The sequence below is a fragment of the Pseudomonas sp. XK-1 genome (assembly GCF_038069885.1).
In the GTDB taxonomy this organism is placed as follows: Bacteria; Pseudomonadota; Gammaproteobacteria; order Pseudomonadales; family Pseudomonadaceae; genus Aquipseudomonas.
In genome coordinates this window covers 993,333-1,012,158 of record NZ_JBBPES010000001.1, presented here as the reverse complement: position 1 = coordinate 1,012,158, position 18,826 = coordinate 993,333, and the positions used below count along the sequence as shown (strand labels likewise).

The following is an 18,826-nucleotide window of genomic DNA, read 5'->3' as shown; positions in this document are numbered from 1 at the left end:
CAACAGCCATGGCCCGTCTACCCGACACCCTGCTGGACGCCTGCCTGTGCGACCCGGCGGCCCCCTTCGGGCAGGACCCGGCGCGGGATTTCGGTCTGGACAAATGCCGCGCCCAGCAGGCCATGGCGGAGCTGCGGCCCTGGCTCAACCACCAGCAGCGCATGCTCTGGGCCAACCGCCGCGACGCCCTGCTGCTGATCCTGCAAGGCACCGACAGCTCGGGCAAGGACGGTATCATTCGCCGGGTGATCAGCAGCTTCGACCCGCAAGGGCTGCGCATCCACAGCTTTTTCCAACCCGACGCCTGCGAGCAGCGTCATGACTTTCTCTGGCGCTACCAGCGCCGCCTGCCGCCCCCCGGCCTGCTCGGGGTGTTCAACCGTAGCTATTACGAAGGCCTGATCAGCGACCCCCTGGATGGACTGTGCAGCGCCGCCGACTTGCCGGCGCGGCAACAGGCGATTGCCGCACTGGAAAGCCAGTGGCCTGAGCAGCGGCTGCATCCCTTGAAATGCTTCCTGCATATTTCCAGGGCTGAGCAGTATCAGCGCCTGCGCGAACGGATCGAGAAGCCCCACAAGCGCTGGAAGCTGCATGCCAGTGACTTGCAGAGTTACCGCGAATACGACCTGCGCCAGCAGCGCTGGGCCGAGCAGCTAAGCGCCAGCCACAGCCCGGCAGCGTCCTGGTATGTGATCCCGGCGAACCATCGCTGGCTGCGCGACTGGCTGGTGGCGAGCCTGCTGGCCCGCGAGCTGGAACGCCTGCAGCTGGACTGGCCGGACAGCCCGGCCCCGTTTAGCCTGGCAGAACTGCAACGCGCGCAGTTCGAGACGCCTCTGCCGTAGCCGCCCCGCCCGAGACCAAGGAACGTCCATGAAGAAAATCATCCTGCTGCTGGCCTGTCTGGCGCTCTATCAGAACTGGGACAAACTGCAGAACTGGCTGCAGCCGGCGCAGGCCAATCGGCCCGGCGAGGTGGTGCTGTACGCCACCCAGTGGTGCGGTTATTGCGCCAAGGCGCGCGAGCAGCTGGCAGCAGACCGGGTGGCCTACCGCGAAGTCGATATCGAGAAGGATGCCGCCGGCAATGCGCGCTTCAAGGCCCTGGGTGGGCGCGGCGTGCCCCTGCTGAATATCAAGGGCACCCTCATTCACGGTTACAACCCGCAGGCCATGCGCGCGGCTTACTGAATCGCGGGCCTCCGCGCACAGGCAGTGACGACTGAACTAGAGTCATAGAGTAGGTTGCCCCAGCCGCCAGGAGCCGACAATGGCTTCCCTTCGCAGCTCGTCCTGCCCGCCTCCCTGCCCGCGCCCCAGGCGTGCACGTGCAGCGCTGTGCCTGGTCCTGCTGGCTGCCACACTGGCCATGGCCACGGAGCAGCCACCGCCGCAAGCGCTGCGCAGCGATAGCGGGCGCTTCGTGGCGGCCAATGCCGAGTTCACCCTGCTGCACGAGATGGGTCATCTGCTGATCGCCGAGCTGGATCTGCCGGTGCTCGGCCGCGAAGAGGATGCGGCCGATCAGCTTGGCTTTATCAGCCTGTTCCTCTCCTACGGCCGCCAACGCGACGCCGACTTCTATGCCAAGTTACTGGATATCGCCGATTACTGGCGGCTGGAATGGCAACGGATAAAACCTGCGGAGGAAGAGGTGCACGCCTGGGCCAGCCATGGTCTCGACGCCCAGCGCTTCTACAACCTGGCATGCCTGATCTACGGCAGCGATCCGGACCGCCTGGAGTGGATCCCCAAGGTCACCGGGCTGCCGGTGGAACGCGCGCTCTACTGCGACCAGGAGTACGCCCAGGTGCGCAAGGCGCTGGCCTGGGTCGAACAACAACACGGCCTTAAGCCGGGGGAGCCGGTCCACCATCGCATTCGGGTGATCTACGAGCCTCCCAGCCAGCAGTTGGACGACAGCCGGCACCTGCTCGCGCAGATCCACCGTTCGGGCGAAGTGGAGGCCATCGCCGCCCGCGCCAGTGAAACCTACCGCCTGCCTCGCGATCTGGTGCTGCGCCTGAGCAATTGCGGCGCAACGGACGCCTGGTACAGCCGTACCGGCGGCGAGCTGGTGCTGTGCTACGAACGCCTGAGCTATTTCCATGCGCTCGCCGCACAATTGCCACGCCTACGCCAGACCCCGGCTCCGGCGCTCTGCCAGGCCTGCCGCTAACGCGCCTCGATGCGAAAGCCCATGCGCGGGAAATGCACATGCAGGGTCCCGGCGCGAGGATCTTCGCGGCGCAGGATCAGCTCTTCAGCGCCGCTGAATACCAGCTCCCCTTCCACCGCATCGACGCCGTAATCGATGGCGGAAATTGCCACCTGCTGGCCGACGGCAAAGCCATTGGGGTCAACCAGAGCCTGCTCCGGCAAGGCCGCAGGGCTGGCGTCACGGGCAATGGCAACAGCCTCTTCGCCACTCATATCGCTGAACGAACCGTGACCGAAATCCAGCACCCGGGCCAGCCAGGTGGCCACTGCCGGGTAGTCGTCGACCAGCCCTGCGGTTACCGGGGTGCCACGCAGGAACCAGAGTGGATGAGCCATGGCGATATCGGCAAGCGACGGTTCGCCAAACAGGAAATCTCCTGCCTCGCGCTCAAGCTGCTGCTGCAGCCGCGCCATCAGGGTCGGCCACTGGTGCTTGGCCACTTCCAATGGAATCCGTGTGGCCAGGCCGCCACTGAACAACGACGAACGATCGGCAACAAAGGTTTTGAGAAACTCCGGCGGCAGCTTGCCGAAGCGCGCCGCGATGGACTCCGGCTGGAACACCAGGCTTACCGCATGCAGAAATACCTGGGTATCGGCCCACAGGGCGAAGCTGGCAACGTTGAACTCCTGGCCTTCCGGGAACAGCGCCGGGGTGGACTTCTCCGCTTCCAGGCGGCGGGCGATCAGCGCGGTATCGCAATAGATGTCGGCTCCCACCTGCAACACCGGGGTCTTGCGGTAGCCGCCGGTCAGGGCGGTCAGGTCAGGCTTGGGCATGATCGGCGGGATCATCACCGAGCGCCACGACAGCTGCTTGAAGCCCAGCATCAGGCGGGCCTTTTCGGCGAAGGGTGAAGTCGGGTAATGGTGCAGGATCAACTCGTGCATAACGGGCTCCGCCACTGTAGGTAAGCGCGCAGCTTAACCCTGCCAGCCCCGGCCAGCCTACCCGCTTAGCCTGATAGGCTGCCATCAGCCGCGCCGATAACCACGGCCGCCACCAGCGCTTCCTTGGCGGCTTTGGCCAGAGCCTTGATCGCCCGCTCGCGGCGCAGGGCATCGCCCTTGCTCGCGCAGGCCTCGGTGTAGACCAGAGCCTGGGCCGGGCTGGAATGGAAAAAACGCGCGCCCTTGCCGCTCTGGTGCTTGGCAAAGCGCTTGTGCGGATCGTCGCTGATGCCGCAGTACAACGCGCCGTTGGCCGCCCGTACCAGGTAGACAAACCAGGGTTTGGTGCAAGCCGCACTGGGTGTAGAAGAGGAGTCGGGCATCAGTAAGGTCGGCAGAGAGTAAACGGGGTCGCCGAGCTTAACGATTCTTCTGGAAAGCCGCCAAGCCCTTGGCCGCCTGCTGGCGAATGGCGTTCTGCACCGGCGGCAACCAGCCCAGCAGGCGGCCTTTGCTGCCCAGGGCCTGGGCGGCCCAGCGCCACAGGTCGAAACGGTCGTGGTGCTCGACTATCTTGCCGTCGCGAAACACGAAACTGGCATCGATATGGTTGACCACCGTCTTGCCAGTCTGGCTGAACACATAGGTCGCGACCCAGCGCGCCCGGCCGGAGTACTCGTCCGCTGCCACACCCTCGAAGGTCAGGGCAAAGTCCTGGGCCTTGGCGCAGAGCATGCGCCACATATCGCCGGCGTCCGTGCCGCGCAGGTCGGTAAATACCGGGTCGCTGAAATGCACGTCTTCGGCATAACAGCTGGCCATGGTCTCGGCATCCAGCTGCTGGAAGGCTTGATAGAAACGGGTGATCAGTTCGGCGTTGGCATGAGGCATGTCGGCAAGGCTCCGGGTTGGGTCTGCGTTGAGTATTGCGGCAAAAGCTCCGGCACGCGATTGGCGCTAAAGACAACTTTGTGTCAATAATCGCCAAAATCATTACCCGGCCCGCTGCCATGCCGAAGATCGCCTTGTATGTCTGCCCGCAAACCCGCTGCTCCAGCCTGAGCATGGCCATGGACGCCTTTGCCCTGGCCAACAGCCTGTCCGGGCGCGCCGAATTCGAGCTGCAGCGCTTCAGCCTGGATGGCCAGGCGGTCGATCTCGGCTTCGCCCGAGTCCAGGTCGACGGTGACCTGAGCCTGGCCGCCGCGGCCGACTGCCTGTTATTGCCGGCCACCGGCAGCGCCATCGACAGCACCCTGAGCGCCAATGCCGCGCTGCTGCCCTGGCTGGCCCAGCGCCCACCCAGCCAGCAACTCGCCAGCCTGTGCAGCAGCGCCTTTCTGCTCGCCGCCGCCGGCCTCCTCGATGGCCGCCGCGCCACCACCCACTGGGCCCTGGCCGGGCAATTCCGCCGGCGCTTCCCGCAAGTGGACCTGCAGATCGAGCAACTGCTCTGTCACGACGGCAACCTGCTCAGCTCGGGCGGAGCCCAGGCCGGGCTGGACCTGTGTCTGTACCTGATCGGCCAGCAGGCGGGGGCCGAACTGGCCCGGCAGGTGGCTAACGCCCTGGTATTCGACAGCCAGCGCGGCAGCCAGGCGCGCTATGCGCCACTGCTGCCCAGCCAGGCCGTCCAGGACAGCCAATTGGCCACCCTGCTGCAGTGGATGCAGCGTCATCAGGGCGAAGCCATCGACCTCAAGCGCCTGGCCGAGCAGGCCAGCTGCTCGCCGCGCACCCTGCTGCGCCGCTTCAAGGCCGGCACCGGGCTGACGCCCAACGACTACCTGCAACGCCTGCGCATCAGCAGCGCACAGCAGGCCCTGCTCAGCCCTGCCAATTCGCTGGAACGGATCGCCGCTCAAGTGGGCTACGCCGACCGCGCCACCTTTGCCAAGCTGTTCAAGCAGCTCTGCGGGGAAACACCTGGGGCCTTTCGCCGGCGTATGCGTCAGGCACCGTAAGGCCCAACGCCCTGTGGGAACGGGTGGACGTGCAGTCCCATGCCCGCGATCCGCGCGCGGCCAGACACTTTCGTGGCCAAGGGCTCCTAAAAGGAATTGCAGCATGCAACAGGACGGGACAGGGCCCACAAAAAAGGGAGCCCGCAGGCTCCCTCTCTGGTTACGGCTACGACTCAGTGCAGGATCTGGCTGAGGAACAGCTTGGTGCGTTCGTTCTGCGGGTTGGTGAAGAAGGTATTCGGTTCGGCTTCTTCGATGATCTCGCCCTTGTCGAGGAAGATCACTCGGTTCGCCACGGTGCGGGCAAAGCCCATCTCGTGGGTTACGCAGAGCATGGTCATGCCGTCTTCGGCCAGGCTGACCATGGTGTCCAGCACTTCCTTGACCATTTCCGGATCGAGGGCCGAGGTCGGCTCGTCGAACAGCATGATCTTCGGCTTCATGCACAGCGCCCGGGCAATTGCCACGCGCTGCTGCTGGCCACCGGAAAGCTGCCCCGGGTACTTGTTGGCCTGTTCCGGAATGCGCACGCGCTCAAGGAAGTGCATGGCGATTTCCTCGGCCTTGCGCTTGGGCATCTTGCGCACCCACATCGGGGCCAGGGTGCAGTTCTGCAGCACGGTGAGGTGCGGGAACAGGTTGAAGTGCTGGAACACCATGCCGACTTCCCGGCGCACTATTTCGATGTGCTTGAGGTCGTGGGTCAGTTCGGTGCCATCGACCACGATGCGCCCCTGCTGGTGTTCTTCCAGACGGTTGATGCAGCGGATCGCGGTGGACTTGCCGGAACCCGACGGGCCGCAGAGGACGATACGCTCGCCCTGACTCACGCTCAGGTTGATGTCCTTGAGTACATGGAACTGGCCGTACCATTTGTGCACGCCTTGCATCAGGATCATCGGCTCGGCGCTGGTTTGCTTGATTGCTTCAGACATTGAAAAAACTCCTAACGCTTATGACCGGTGTCCAGCTTGCGCTCCAGGTGCACGGAGTAGCGGGACATGCCAAAACAGAAAATCCAGAAGATCAGCGCGGCGAATACATAGCCTTCGGTGGCCATACCCAGCCAGGCCGGGTCGGTGGTCGCCTGCTTGATGCTGTTGAGCAAGTCGAACAGGCCGATGATGATCACCAGGCTGGTGTCCTTGAACAGCGCGATAAAGGTGTTGACGATGCCGGGGATCACCAGCTTCATGGCTTGCGGCAGAATCACCAGGCCCATCATCCGCCAGTAGCCCAGGCCCATGGCCGCAGCGGCCTCGTACTGCCCTTTTGGGATGGCCTGCAGGCCGCCACGCACCACTTCGGCGATATAGGCCGACTGGAACAGAATCACCCCGATCAGGGCGCGGATCAGCTTGTCGAAACTCAGGCCTTCGGGGAGGAACAGCGGCAACATTACCGAGGACATAAACAGCACGGTGATCAGGGGGACACCACGCCAGAACTCGATAAAGGTCACGCAGATCACCCGGATCGCCGGCATGTCCGAACGCCGTCCTAGAGCCAGCAGAATACCCAGCGGCAAGGCCCCGGCTATACCCACGGCAGCGATCACCAGGGTCAGCATCAGGCCGCCCCACTGGCTGGTGGCAACAGTCGACAGACCGAAGAAGCCGCCGTGCAGCAGCCAGTAGGCCACGAGCGGATACACCACCAGGAAGCTCAATCCATAGAAGGCCTTGCGCGGCATCTGCGGAATAAACAGCGGCGCGGCACCGATGATCGCCAGCCACAGAGTAGTGTCCACCCTCCAGCGCAGCTCGGTCGGATAGAAGCCGTACATAAACTGGCCGAAACGCTGCTGAATAAACACCCAGCACGCGCCACCGCTGGTGCAATCGGCGCGGGTGGTACCGGTCCAGTCGGCGTCGATAAATGCCCATTGAATCAGCGGCGGCACGATCAGCCACACCAGGTAGGCGGCGAACAGGGTCAGCAGGCTGTTGAACCAGCTGGAGAACAGGTTGGCGCGCAGCCAACCGACCACACCGACGCTGAGCGCGGGTGGCGGTAGATCAGGTTTAAAGGTATGGGTCTGCATGGCTGCTCCTTACCGCTCGATCAGCGCAATGCGCTTGTTGTACCAGTTCATCAGCATGGAAATGCTGATACTGATCGCCAGGTAAACGCTCATGGTGATGGCAATCACCTCAATCGCCTGTCCGGTCTGGTTAAGCACCGTGCCGGCAAACAGCGAGACCATGTCGGGGTAGCCGATACCGGCCGCCAACGAGGAGTTCTTCGCCAGGTTGAGGTACTGACTGGTCAACGGCGGAATGATCACCCGCAGCGCCTGGGGAATGATCACCAGTCGCAGGGTCTTGCCCGCTGGTATGCCCAGGGAGCGCGCCGCTTCGGTCTGGCCATGGCTGACCGCCATGATCCCGGAACGCACGTTCTCGGCGATAAAGGCCGCGGTGTAGATGGTCAGCGCCAGGGTCAGGGCCATCAGTTCGGGGATCAGCACCCAACCGCCACGGAAGTTGAAGCCGGTCAGCTCAGGCGTACTCCATTGCAGCGGATTGCCGGTCAGCAATATTGCCAGGCCGGGCACGATCAGTAACAGCGGTACCGCGCCCAGGGACACGGGGAAGTATTTGCCGGTGGCCTCGAAACGCGCCCGTGACCAGCGCACCAGCAGCACCACGCCGATCAGCGCAATCACCAGGGCGGCGAAAAAGGTGCCGAAGCTGTCCGACGGGCTGGGGGCCGGCATATACAAGCCGCGGCTATTAAGGAAGAAGGTTTCGCCTATCCCCATGCTCTGGCGCGGCCCGGGCAGCGAAAGCATCACCGCGAAGTACCAGAAGAAGATCTGCAGCAGCGGCGGAATGTTACGGAAGATTTCGATGTAGACGGTGGCCAGCTTGCTGATCAGCCAGTTGGGCGACAGCCGCGCGACACCGAGCAGAAAGCCCAGCAGGGTCGCCAGGACGATGCCGATAACCGAGACCAGCAGGGTATTGAGCAAGCCGACGAAGAATACCCGGCCGTAGGTGTGGCTTTCGTTGTAGTCGATCAGACTTTGCGCGATGCCGAAGCCTGCACTGTTATTGAGAAAGGAAAAGCCCGAGGTGATGCCGCGCTTCTCCAGGTTGGTCTGGGTGTTATCAAACAAAAACCAGCCGAGCGCGACAACGGCGATAACGGCAAGAATTTGAAATAGCCAAGCACGCGCTTTGGGGTCGGTCCAGACCGATCCACCGGGGCGCGGGACATTTGCAGTGGTTTGCATAGGAGCCCTCTTGGAACCCTTATGCCCGCATCGGCGGGCATGAGGTTCACATCAATCAGAACGATGCCAGCGGCCCAGGACGGGACGCTGGCAACAGACGGTCAGCGCACTGGCGGTGCGTATTGCAGACCACCCTTGTTCCACAGGGCGTTGAGGCCACGCTCGATCTTCAACTCGCTGCCGGCACCAACGTTACGCTCGAAGCTCTCACCGTAGTTGCCCACTTGCTTGACGATCTGTACGGCCCAGTCTTTCGGCAGTTTCAGATCTTTGCCGAATTCACCTTCAGCACCGAGCAGACGCGCTACATCGGGGTTTTTGGTGGAAGTCGACATTTCAACGACGTTAGCCGAAGTCACGCCCAACTCTTCGGCGTTGACCATCGCGTAAAGCGACCAGCGCACGATGTCGAACCACTCTTCGTCACCCTGGCGTACGGCTGGGCCCAGTGGCTCTTTCGAAATCACTTCCGGCAGTACCACGTAGGAATCCGGGTCGGCCAGCTTGATACGCTGTGCGTACAGCTGCGACTGGTCGGAAGTCAGCACGTCGCAACGGCCAGCTTCAACCGATTTGGCGCTCTCGTCGGAGGTATCGTAAGTGATCGGGGTGTACTTCAGGCTGTTGGCGCGGAAGTAGTCGGAGAGGTTCAGCTCGGTAGTGGTACCGGCCTGGATGCACACGGTTGCGCCGTCGAGTTCCTTGGCGCTGGAAACACCGAGTTTCTTGTTAACCAGGAAGCCTTGACCGTCGTAGTAGTTGACGCCAGCAAAGTTCAGACCCAGACCGGAATCGCGCGAGCTGGTCCAGGTGGTGTTACGCGAGAGGATGTCGACTTCGCCGGACTGCAGCGCGGTGAAGCGCTCCTTGGCGGTCAGCGGGCTGTACTTGACCTTGGTCGCGTCACCGAATACGGCGGCGGCTACGGCGCGACAGACGTCGACGTCCAGACCCAGATAATTGCCTTTCTCGTCAGCGTAGGAGAAGCCAGGTAGACCATCGCTGATACCGCACTGTACGAAACCTTTCTTCTGTACCGCGTCCAGGGTAGCGCCCGCTTGCGCGAAGCTGCTGACACCGAGAACGGCTGCGGTAGTCAGTACTGCCAAAGTGGATTTCACCATCTTCATTAAAACCTCCAGTTGCTTTTGTTGTGTTTGGAGTCTCGGTTCTACCGCCGTACCCTTATGGGGCTCGTTGAACCTGTCGGCAGCAACAGGATCAACCGGGGATCGGACCTTGATGCCAGTCTAGTAGCCGAATGCTCCAACGGCCATAACCTCGCATCCACCCATTATTTGAATGGGTCAGAGACAGATAGCAAGTGACATATCGCTCAGCCTGTAGCCCGTGGCGAACGTATTGGAAACCCATGCAAAGGCATTCCAGTCTGCTCCGCGCCCGATTGGGTAACTGTGTTACCACTACCGGACAACGTCATCAGTCCCTAAGGTTTATAGCAAGGCCCGTACCAGCGCCGCGCTTTGAGCACCATACGGACAGGTCAAGAGCAAAACTTGCAGCCTGGCGACAACTTCTTTCCAGATTAGTCACCCCCTAAAATTTAGCGCGCACTAATTCGGCGCGCACGCACCACGGCGGAACCACAGATGAGTGAACCCTTGATCCTTCAGCCCACACTTGCGGCCGATGCCTGCGTCATTTGGTTGCACGGCCTGGGGGCCGACCGTTACGACTTCATGCCGGTGGCCGAAGCCCTGCAGCAGCGTTTGCCCAGTACCCGCTTTGTCCTGCCGCAGGCCCCGACCCGGGCGGTGACCATCAATGGCGGCTACGCCATGCCCAGCTGGTACGACATTCTGGCCATGAGCCCGGCGCGGGCGATCAACCGCGACCAGCTGGAAGCCTCGGCACAGCAGGTGATCGAGCTGATCGAGGCGCAGCGCGACAGCGGCATCGATCCGGCGCGCGTCGTCCTTGCCGGTTTCTCCCAGGGCGGCGCGGTGGTGCTGCACACCGCCTTCCTGCGCTGGCAGTTCGCCCTCGGCGGGGTGCTGGCGTTGTCCACCTACGCGCCGACCTTCGGTGCCGAGGTGCAGCTGACGGATACAAAAAGACAACTGCCAACCCTCTGTTTGCATGGCACATTCGACGACATCGTGTTGCCGGCCATGGGCCGCGCCGCCCATGACTACCTGAGCGCCTCTGGCGTCAGCGTGCAATGGCGCGAATATCCGATGGGTCACGAAGTGATCAATGAGGAAATCCGCGACATCGCCGACTGGCTGGAGCAACGCCTGAACCGCTGACTGCCGGAGCGACAACAACAAATGCACGCCATCCCCGCAATCGAATCACTGCGCGATATCGAACAGATCGAACAGACCCCACTGGCCGCCCGCGACCTGCCGGCCAGCACCTTCGAGCTGATTCGCCGCAGTGCCGCCCGGCACGGGGATGCCCCCGCCCTGTCGTTTATCCTGCAGGGCAACGCCGATGAAGCGGCCTATCGCCTGAGCTATAACGAGCTGCTGGGCAAGATCACCCAGACCGCCAATGCCTTCCATCGCCTGGGCCTGCGCCCGGGCAAGGCGGTGTCCTTCCTGCTGCCCAACCTACCGCAGACTCACTTCACCATCTGGGGCGGCGAAGCGGCCGGGATCGTCAACGCGATCAACCCGTTGCTCGAGCCCGAGCACATCGCCGAGCTGATCGAGGCCTCCGACTCCGAGCTGCTGGTGACCCTGGCACCCTTCCCCGGCACTGACCTGTGGGCCAAGGTCGCCGGGCTACGCGCGCGCCTGCCGCAGCTCAAGGCGATTATCTGCGTGGACATGGCCAAGCTGCTGCCCGAGCCGCAGCGCAGTGCCATGCAGGACCAGCGCGGCGCGCTGCCGGACGGCGTACTGGACTTCGACGAGCTGATCGCCGCCTGCCCCGCCGACCACCTGGAAAGCGGCCGGGTTATCGCCGCCGACGACATCGCCAGCTACTTCCACACTGGCGGCACCACCGGTACGCCGAAGCTCGCGCCACACAGCCATGGCAACGAAGTGGCCATGGCCTACAGCATGAACCTGGTGACCCGCTTCGCCCCGGGCGACGTGACCCTCTGCGGCCTGCCACTGTTCCACGTCAACGGCGTGATCGTCACCGGCCTGACCGCCTTCACCGGCGGGGCCGAGGTGCTGCTGGCCACTCCCCAGGGTTATCGCAACACGGCGCTGATCGGCAATTTCTGGAAGATCATCGAACGCCACCGGGTCAGTTTCTTCAGCGGCGTGCCGACCATCTACGCAGGCCTCCTGCAGGTGTCCAGCGAAGGCCATGACCTGTCCTCGCTGAAATACGCCCTGTGCGGTGCCGCACCGATGCCGGTGGAACTGATCCGCCAGTTCGAAGGCAAGACCGGCTTGACCCTGATCGAAGGCTACGGCCTTACCGAAGGCACCTGCGGCAGCTGCGCCAACCCGGTCGGCGGCGAGCGCCGTCCCGGCTCCATCGGCCTGCGCATGCCCTACTGCGAGGTCAGCATCAAGGTCCTCGACGACCAGGGCCAGTACGTGCGCGAAGCGGCGCGCAATGAAATCGGCAACCTGTGCATCCGCGGAGCCACGGTGTTCAAGGGTTATCTGCAAGCCGGCAAGAATGCCGGTATCTGGGTCGATGGCGACTGGTTCAACACTGGCGATCTGGGCCGTATGGACGCCGATGGCTATGTCTGGCTGACCGGGCGCAGCAAGGACCTGATCATCCGCGGCGGCCACAATATAGACCCGCAGCTGATCGAAGAAGCGCTGCACAAACACCCCGCCGTGGCCCTGGCCGCCGCAGTCGGCAAGCCCGACGAGAAGGCCGGTGAACTGCCGGTGGTCTATGTGCAGCTCAAGCCCGGTCTGCAGGCCAGCGAGGCCGAACTGCTGGCCCATGCCGCTGCGCATATCCCCGAGCGCGCAGCCATCCCCAAGGACGTGTGGATCATCGACGCCATTCCGCTGACCGCAGTGGGCAAGACCTTCAAACCGAGCCTGCGCTTCGATGCCATTCGCCGCACCTATGAACTGGCTCTGAGTGAACTGCCCGGCAACTTGCAAGTCGAAGTGCTCAGCGATGAGCGCCTCGGCCAGGTGGCCCATATCCACCTGGCCAGCAAGGATGCGGCGCTTGCACAGGCAGTGACTGAACGACTGGCGGGTTTCGCCATCCCCATCGAGTTGCATCACGGCCACTAACATGCACGCCGGCGCAGGGATTGCGCCGAAAGTGTGACCGAAGGTTCAGTTTAAATGCCGCCGGTCACTCAGACTGGGTTTTGGGATTGTCAGGCCACTGGACTTAGGAATATGTTCGTCCCAGGTGTTCGCCCACAATGCAGGGAGCGTTAGCGATGCCAACCACAGCGTTCAATCAACCCGCGATGGCACTGCCATGAAAAAGGCCACCTGGCAGGCCGACCTGCACCAGCTGCGGCAACTGCGGCTGTTCCAGAATGTCGCGCTCGGCAGCGTCAATCTGCTGCTCAAGGAGTTTCACGCCTGCGATCTAGAAGCAGGAGAAGTGCTGCTCTCGCCCTTCAACCGCAATCAGTACCTCTACCTGTTGCTCAAGGGCCAACTCAAGGTCCACCTCGGCACCCTGGAAAGCCAGGCGGTAAGCACCCTGAAAACGGGCGACTGCGCCGGCGAAATCAGCTTTATCGACAACGACCACCCTTCCGCCTATGTCGTGGCGAGCGAACCGAGCCAGGTTCTGCGCCTGCACCGCGAGTCGCTGTTCCAGCTGTTCCAGCAATCCCCCGAACTGATGCAGAACATGCTGGAGCTGCTCTGCGAGCGAGTGCGCAAGGGCAACCGCATCATTATCAGCAGCGAACAGAACGCCAATATCGACGCCCTCACTGGTGCCTACAACCGACGCTGGCTGGAACAGATGTTCGAGCGGGAAAGCACCCGCAGCGCCTTCAATGGCAAGCCCCTGTGCATGCTGATGCTCGATGTCGACCACTTCAAGGCCTACAACGACCAGCACGGTCACCTCGCTGGCGACTATGCCCTGTCCCTGGTAGCCAATACCCTGCGCAACCAGCTGCGGCCCAAGGACAGCCTGACCCGCTTCGGCGGCGAAGAGTTCGTTATCCTGCTGCCGGACATCTCCGAAGAGGAAGCCCGCAGCATCGGCGAGCGGCTGCGCCTGGCACTGCAGAAGATCGGCTCGTTCCACTCCCCCGTAGGCGTCATACCGGGAGTAACCGTCTCCATCGGCCTGGCCAGGATGCGCCCCAAGGACAGCCTGCAAGGCCTGATCGCCCGCGCCGACAGCGCCCTGTATCGGGCCAAGCGGCAAGGTCGCAACTGCCTGTACGGCTAACAGCCAGCGCTCTGCTAGAGTCCGCGCATCACAACCACGCCCGGATGGCAGCCCATGCGCAAACTTCTCCTGAGCCTGCTGATTACCCTGTTGGTCGGCAGCGCCCTGATCTTCAGCCTGCCGTCCCTGCTCGACCGCCGGATGAACAGCGTCGAGACGCCCGCGCCCTACCCCGCCAGCGCCCCCGCCGAGCAGCTGCACCAGACCCTGTTTATCGCCGACCTGCATGACGACGCCCTGCTCTGGGAGCGCGACCTGCTCAGGCGTTATGACTTCGGCCACTCCGACCTGCCGCGCCTGCTCGAAGGCCGCGTCGGTCTGCAGGTTTTCTCCACCGTGACCAAGACCCCGCGCGGTCTCAACTACGAACGCAACAGCGCGGAAACCGACAATATCACTCTGTTGGCCATGGCTCAGCGCTGGCCGCGGGAAACCTGGAGCAGCCTGCTGCAGCGTGCCCTCTATCAGGCGCAGAAACTCGACGAAGCCAGCGCCAACAGCCAGGGCCGCCTGGTCATGATCAAAACCCGCGCCGACCTGGCCAACTTTATCCAGGCCTGGCAACAGAACCCGCAGCGCCTGGCTGCCATCCTCGCCACTGAGGGGCTGCAGCCCATCGAAGGCCAGCTGGAGAACCTCGACACCCTTTATGACGCCGGCTTCCGCATCGCCGGCCTGACCCATTTCTTCGATAACGAAGTGGGCGGCTCGGCCCACGGCCTGGAAAAAGGCGGTTTGACCGCGCTGGGCCGCCAGGTGGTCAAGCGCCTGGAGGAAAAGGCCATGCTGGTCGACCTGGCCCACGCCTCGCGGGCGCTGATCGACGATGTGCTGGCCATGGCCACCCGCCCCGTGCTGGTGTCCCACACCGGCGTCGAAGGCACCTGCCCGGGCACCCGCAACCTCAGCGACAAGCACCTGCAAGGCATCGCTGCCACTGGCGGGGTGATCGGCATCGGCTACTGGGAAACCGCGGTATGCGCCACCTCGGTCGACGCTATCGTCCAGGCGATCCGCTACACCGCCGACAAAGTCGGCGTCCAGCACGTGGCCCTGGGCTCGGATTTCAACGGCACCGTGCACACGCCCTTCGACGTCACCGGCCTGCCGCAGCTGACCCAGGGCCTGCTCGAAGCGGGGTTCAGCCACGAGGAGATCGCCGCGATCATGGGCGGCAATGTGCAGCGCCTGCTGCTGGCCAGCCTGCCGCAGCCTTGAAAGGCCGGGTGCAAGGGCGGCCGCCTGCGTCGAAAACCCGATTTTATCCGCCCTCCACCCAGAAAAACCGCCGCGAAAACCCTGGAATGGCGGCGATCCGCGCGGCACTTCGCCGCGCCGGCTTCTTGCTTTACACTGGCAGCCGTTCACTCCTTAACCAATTGAAGAGATGACCGTGCTCAAAGCACTCAAGAAAATGTTCGGCAAAGCCGAGGGCCAGCAGCCCAGCCCAGCAAGCCAGCCTGCAACGCCTCGTGCTAACGATGCCCCCAGCGAAAACCGCAACCGCAACGCCACCCCGCGCAAGGCGGCCAGCGAACCCACTGCTTCCCCGGCCCCAGAGGCTCCCACGGCCAGCGCCGCCAAGCCCGAGCGTGCCCGCGCGGAGAACAAGCCACGCCGCGAACGTGCAGCCAAGCCGGTAGACACCTGGAAACTGGAAGACTTCCAGGTCGAGCCCGCCGAGGGCAAGACCCGCTTCCACGACTTCAAGCTGGCCCCCGAGTTGATGCACGCCATCCACGACCTGGGCTTCCCCTATTGCACGCCGATTCAGGCACAGGTGCTGGGCTTCACCCTCAAGGGTCAGGACGCCATCGGCCGCGCCCAGACCGGCACCGGCAAGACTGCGGCCTTCCTGGTCTCGATCATCACCCAGCTGCTGCAGACCCCGCCGCCGAAAGAGCGTTATATGGGCGAGCCGCGGGCACTGATCATCGCGCCGACCCGCGAGCTGGTGGTGCAGATCGCCAAGGACGCCGCCGACCTGACCAAGTACACCGGCCTCAATGTCATGCAGTTTGTCGGCGGCATGGACTTCGACAAACAGCTCAAGCTGCTCGAATCGCGCTACTGCGACATCCTGGTGGCCACCCCGGGCCGCCTGCTGGACTTCAACCAGCGCGGCGAAGTGCACCTGGATATGGTCGAGGTGATGGTGCTGGATGAAGCCGACCGCATGCTCGATATGGGCTTTATCCCCCAGGTGCGCCAGATCATCCGCCAGACCCCGCCCAAGGGCGAGCGCCAGACCCTGCTGTTTTCCGCCACCTTCACCGACGACGTGATGAACCTGGCCAAGCAGTGGACCACGGAGCCTGCCATCGTCGAGATCGAACCGGAGAACGTCGCCAGCGACACGGTGGAACAGCATGTCTACGCCGTGGCCGGCAGCGACAAATACAAGCTGCTGTACAACCTGATCACGCAGAACGACTGGATCCGCGTGATGGTCTTCGCCAACCGCAAGGATGAAGTGCGGCGTATCGAAGAGCGCCTGACCCGCGACGGCATCAGCGCCGTGCAGATGTCCGGCGACGTGCCGCAGCACAAGCGCATCAAGGCGTTGGAAGGCTTCCGCGAAGGCAAGATCCGCGTCATGGTGGCCACCGACGTGGCCGGCCGCGGCATCCATGTCGACGCCATCAGCCATGTGATCAACTTCACCCTGCCGGAAACCCCGGACGACTACGTGCACCGCATCGGTCGTACCGGCCGCGCCGGCAGCAGCGGCACCTCGATCAGCTTCGCTGGCGAAGACGACGCCTACGCCCTGCCGGCCATCGAGGCCCTGATGGGCCGCAAGATCGCCTGCGAAATGCCGCCGGACGAACTGCTCAAACCGGTACCGCGCAAGCATTGAGCCTGCGCTGAAAAACAAAAGGCGAAGCCCATGGGCTTCGCCTTTTTCGTTGGGGTTGCTACTTACAGAAAAGCCCACCCATAGGGTGCGCCGCGCGCACCAACGACGGCTGCTGCCTCGCGCGTAGGCCGAATATCCACGAAGGCTATTGCCAGGCTGGACATGGCGAAGCTTTGCCCGCCGCTGGCTGGCGATCCATGCCAAAGCAAGAGCATCGCCAGCAAGCTGGCTCCTACAGGCTTACCGCTTGATGGTCTTCAGCAGGTCGTCCGGGGTGATATAGCCCACCGCGCCGCCCTTGCTCTGGGCGCTGCCCGGTTGCGGCTGATGCAGGATATGACCCTTCATCTTGCCAATGATGTGCATCTCGCACGGCTTGCAGTCGAACTTCAGGGTCAGCACTTCGTCCTGATGGATCAGCTGCATGTCCGAGACCTTGGTGCGTACGCCGGTCACGCCTTTGGCCTGTTTCGGGCACAGGTTGAAGGAGAAACGCAGGCAGTGTTTGGTGATCATCACCGGCACGTCGCCCGCCTCTTCATGGGCCTCGTAGGCCGCATCGATCAGTTGCACGCCGTAACGCTTGTAGAAGGTGCGGGCCTTGTCGTTGTAGACGTTGGCGAGGAAGGTCAGGTGCGACTCCGGGTAGACCGGCGGCGGCACGCTGACCGCCTTGCGTCCGCCACGCGGGTGAGCGGCGACGCGGGCCTGGGTCAGGGCTTCGATGGCTTCGCGGCGCAGGGCCTTGAGCTGTGAACCGGGGATAAAGGGCACGGTTTCACAGTCGATCTGCGCGCCGGCACTGTAATAGATGGTGGTGCCCAGTTTGCTCAAGCCATCGGCCAGTTGCTCGCGGGCCTGCTCGGCATCCTTGGCGGCCGCAAAGGGGCCGGCCAGGCTAACGCTGGCGCTGATGCCGTCAGCGCTGGTGACACTCAGATTCAGCTGATCGCCCTGCACAGCAAGCTGCCAGCTTACCGCGATACGTCGCTCGGATGAGGTTTTCTGCAGGGCCTGCTGCCAGTTGTGGTCGAGGTTGCGATGCAGCGGCTGCAGCGGCCGCACGCGGTGCATGGCCTCAGGCATCTCATTAGGCTCGACGCGGTAGCGGTAGCGCTTCTCGCCGTCTTCCTCGATCTCACCTTTGAGTTCGGCGATATTGGCGCGGAAACCCACCACTTCACGCTTGATCAGCACGTTAAGGCCATCGCCGTTGGACAGCAGCGTGTCGGTGACGGCGATCAGGTCGCGCTTGTTGACCTTCTCCACCACGCCCACGGTCAGCCCGGTAAAGGTCGGCGAATCGAACGCGCCGATATCCACCTTGCGGTCGGTGACGAAATAATCGGTGCTGCCACGGTGGAAGGTCTTGTCGGTGTCCGGAGTGAAGAAGTGTTCGGTGCGCCCACTGGACGCGCGAGCCAGATGCGGACGTTGTTCGAGAATGACATCCAGTTCGCGGCGGTAGTGCGCGGTGATGTTCTTCACGTAGCTCATGTCCTTGTAGCGCCCTTCGATCTTGAACGAGCGCACGCCGGCATCCACCAGATGGATCAGGTTGTCGGTCTGGTTGTTGTCCTTCATCGACAGCAGGTGCTTATCAAACGCCACCACGCGGCCCTGATCGTCTTTCAGGGTGTACGGCAGGCGGCAGGCCTGGGAGCAGTCGCCGCGGTTGGCGCTACGCCCGGTCTGCGCGTGGGAGATATTGCACTGCCCGGAGAACGCCACACAGAGCGCGCCGTGGATAAAGAACTCGACCGCCGAATCGACGTTGCGGCAGATGTTGTTGATCTCCTGCAGGTTAAGCTCGCGAGCCAGCACCAGCTGGGAGAAGCCGGCGTTATCGAGGAAGCGGGCTTTCTCCAGGGTACGGATATCGCACTGGGTGCTGGCATGGATCTCGATGGGCGGCAGGTCCATCTCCATCACGCCCATGTCCTGCACGATCAGCGCATCGACGCCGGCCTCGTACAGCTGCCAGATCATCTGCCGCGCCGGTTCCAGCTCATCCTCATGGAGGATGGTGTTGAGGGTGACAAACACCCGCGCATGGAACAGGTGGGCAAACTGCACCAGCTCGGCAATCTCCGCCACGCTGTTGCTGGCGTTGTGCCGCGCCCCAAAGCCTGGCCCGCCGATATACACCGCATCGGCACCATGCAGGATGGCTTCCTTGGCAATCGCGGTATCGCGCGCCGGGCTCAGTAGTTCGAGGTGGTGCTTGGGCAGGGACATGGTTTGGGTATCGGGCAGTCAATCAGGCCGAGCATTTTACCCGGAATCGACCATTTGTCTGTGCCGGCCGACCACCTGTAGGCC

17 protein-coding genes are annotated in these 18,826 nt (G+C 63.2%); 9 read left to right on the top strand and 8 right to left on the bottom strand.

Annotated features, from left to right (window positions below; translation table 11 throughout):
- Positions 1-8: 8 nt before the first annotated feature.
- The 3 genes from WMW70_RS04475 to WMW70_RS04465 all read left to right on the top strand — a co-directional run bounded on the left by WMW70_RS04475 (position 9) and on the right by WMW70_RS04465 (position 2,182).
- Positions 9-848: a polyphosphate kinase 2 family protein gene (locus tag WMW70_RS04475; protein ID WP_341436289.1), complete on the top strand. Its 840-nt coding sequence runs from the start codon at positions 9-11 to the stop codon at positions 846-848.
- Positions 849-876: 28 nt separating this feature from the next.
- Positions 877-1,194: a glutaredoxin family protein gene (locus WMW70_RS04470; protein ID WP_341436288.1), complete on the top strand. Its 318-nt coding sequence runs from the start codon at positions 877-879 to the stop codon at positions 1,192-1,194.
- 79 nt (positions 1,195-1,273) lie between these two features.
- Positions 1,274-2,182, top strand: a complete 909-nt coding sequence (locus tag WMW70_RS04465; RefSeq protein ID WP_341436287.1) for a DUF4344 domain-containing metallopeptidase — start codon at positions 1,274-1,276, stop codon at positions 2,180-2,182.
- On the opposite strand, the gene WMW70_RS04460 is transcribed toward WMW70_RS04465, so the two are convergent.
- From WMW70_RS04460 to WMW70_RS04450, 3 genes are all read right to left on the bottom strand, one after another.
- Entirely contained in the window at positions 2,179-3,114 is a 936-nt protein-coding gene (locus WMW70_RS04460; RefSeq protein WP_341436286.1) for a glutathione S-transferase family protein, read from the bottom strand. The genes WMW70_RS04465 and WMW70_RS04460 overlap by 4 nt on opposite strands.
- Positions 3,115-3,179: 65 nt before the next feature.
- The gene (locus tag WMW70_RS04455) at positions 3,180-3,497 is read right to left on the bottom strand and encodes a GIY-YIG nuclease family protein (protein ID WP_341436285.1); all 318 of its coding nucleotides are present in this window, start codon (positions 3,495-3,497) and stop codon (positions 3,180-3,182) included.
- A gap of 37 nt (positions 3,498-3,534) precedes the next feature.
- Entirely contained in the window at positions 3,535-4,005 is a 471-nt protein-coding gene (locus tag WMW70_RS04450) for a nuclear transport factor 2 family protein (protein WP_341436284.1), read from the bottom strand.
- Positions 4,006-4,124: 119 nt separating this feature from the next.
- Between WMW70_RS04450 and WMW70_RS04445 the strand changes: the two genes are divergently transcribed.
- The gene (locus tag WMW70_RS04445; RefSeq protein WP_341436556.1) at positions 4,125-5,078 is read left to right on the top strand and encodes a GlxA family transcriptional regulator; all 954 of its coding nucleotides are present in this window, start codon (positions 4,125-4,127) and stop codon (positions 5,076-5,078) included.
- Between the two features lie 173 nt (positions 5,079-5,251).
- On the opposite strand, the gene WMW70_RS04440 is transcribed toward WMW70_RS04445, so the two are convergent.
- From WMW70_RS04440 to WMW70_RS04425, 4 genes are all read right to left on the bottom strand, one after another.
- A complete protein-coding gene (locus tag WMW70_RS04440; RefSeq protein WP_341436283.1) occupies positions 5,252-6,013 on the bottom strand; it encodes an amino acid ABC transporter ATP-binding protein in 762 nt (253 codons plus the stop codon).
- Between the two features lie 11 nt (positions 6,014-6,024).
- The gene (locus WMW70_RS04435) at positions 6,025-7,122 is read right to left on the bottom strand and encodes an amino acid ABC transporter permease (RefSeq protein ID WP_341436282.1); all 1,098 of its coding nucleotides are present in this window, start codon (positions 7,120-7,122) and stop codon (positions 6,025-6,027) included.
- 9 nt (positions 7,123-7,131) lie between these two features.
- Positions 7,132-8,316, bottom strand: coding sequence for an amino acid ABC transporter permease (locus WMW70_RS04430; protein ID WP_341436281.1), 1,185 nt, complete (start codon positions 8,314-8,316; stop codon positions 7,132-7,134).
- A 101-nt stretch (positions 8,317-8,417) separates the two neighbouring features.
- Positions 8,418-9,446, bottom strand: a complete 1,029-nt coding sequence (locus WMW70_RS04425) for an amino acid ABC transporter substrate-binding protein (protein WP_341436280.1) — start codon at positions 9,444-9,446, stop codon at positions 8,418-8,420.
- Positions 9,447-9,926: 480 nt separating this feature from the next.
- Here WMW70_RS04425 and WMW70_RS04420 point away from each other — a divergent pair, with 480 nt between their 5' ends.
- From WMW70_RS04420 to rhlB, 5 genes are all read left to right on the top strand, one after another.
- Positions 9,927-10,586: an alpha/beta hydrolase gene (locus tag WMW70_RS04420; RefSeq protein WP_341436279.1), complete on the top strand. Its 660-nt coding sequence runs from the start codon at positions 9,927-9,929 to the stop codon at positions 10,584-10,586.
- 21 nt (positions 10,587-10,607) lie between these two features.
- Positions 10,608-12,509, top strand: a complete 1,902-nt coding sequence (locus WMW70_RS04415) for an acyl-CoA synthetase (protein WP_341436278.1) — start codon at positions 10,608-10,610, stop codon at positions 12,507-12,509.
- Between the two features lie 196 nt (positions 12,510-12,705).
- The gene (locus WMW70_RS04410) at positions 12,706-13,644 is read left to right on the top strand and encodes a GGDEF domain-containing protein (RefSeq protein ID WP_341436277.1); all 939 of its coding nucleotides are present in this window, start codon (positions 12,706-12,708) and stop codon (positions 13,642-13,644) included.
- A gap of 54 nt (positions 13,645-13,698) precedes the next feature.
- Positions 13,699-14,862 (top strand): dipeptidase, encoded by a 1,164-nt coding sequence (locus WMW70_RS04405; RefSeq protein WP_341436276.1) that lies wholly within the window; start codon positions 13,699-13,701, stop codon positions 14,860-14,862.
- A 175-nt stretch (positions 14,863-15,037) separates the two neighbouring features.
- The gene (rhlB, locus tag WMW70_RS04400) at positions 15,038-16,504 is read left to right on the top strand and encodes an ATP-dependent RNA helicase RhlB (protein WP_341436275.1); all 1,467 of its coding nucleotides are present in this window, start codon (positions 15,038-15,040) and stop codon (positions 16,502-16,504) included.
- Between the two features lie 240 nt (positions 16,505-16,744).
- Here rhlB and WMW70_RS04395 read toward each other — a convergent pair whose 3' ends face one another.
- The gene (locus WMW70_RS04395; protein ID WP_341436274.1) at positions 16,745-18,742 is read right to left on the bottom strand and encodes a peptidase U32 family protein; all 1,998 of its coding nucleotides are present in this window, start codon (positions 18,740-18,742) and stop codon (positions 16,745-16,747) included.
- Positions 18,743-18,826 lie beyond the last annotated feature (84 nt).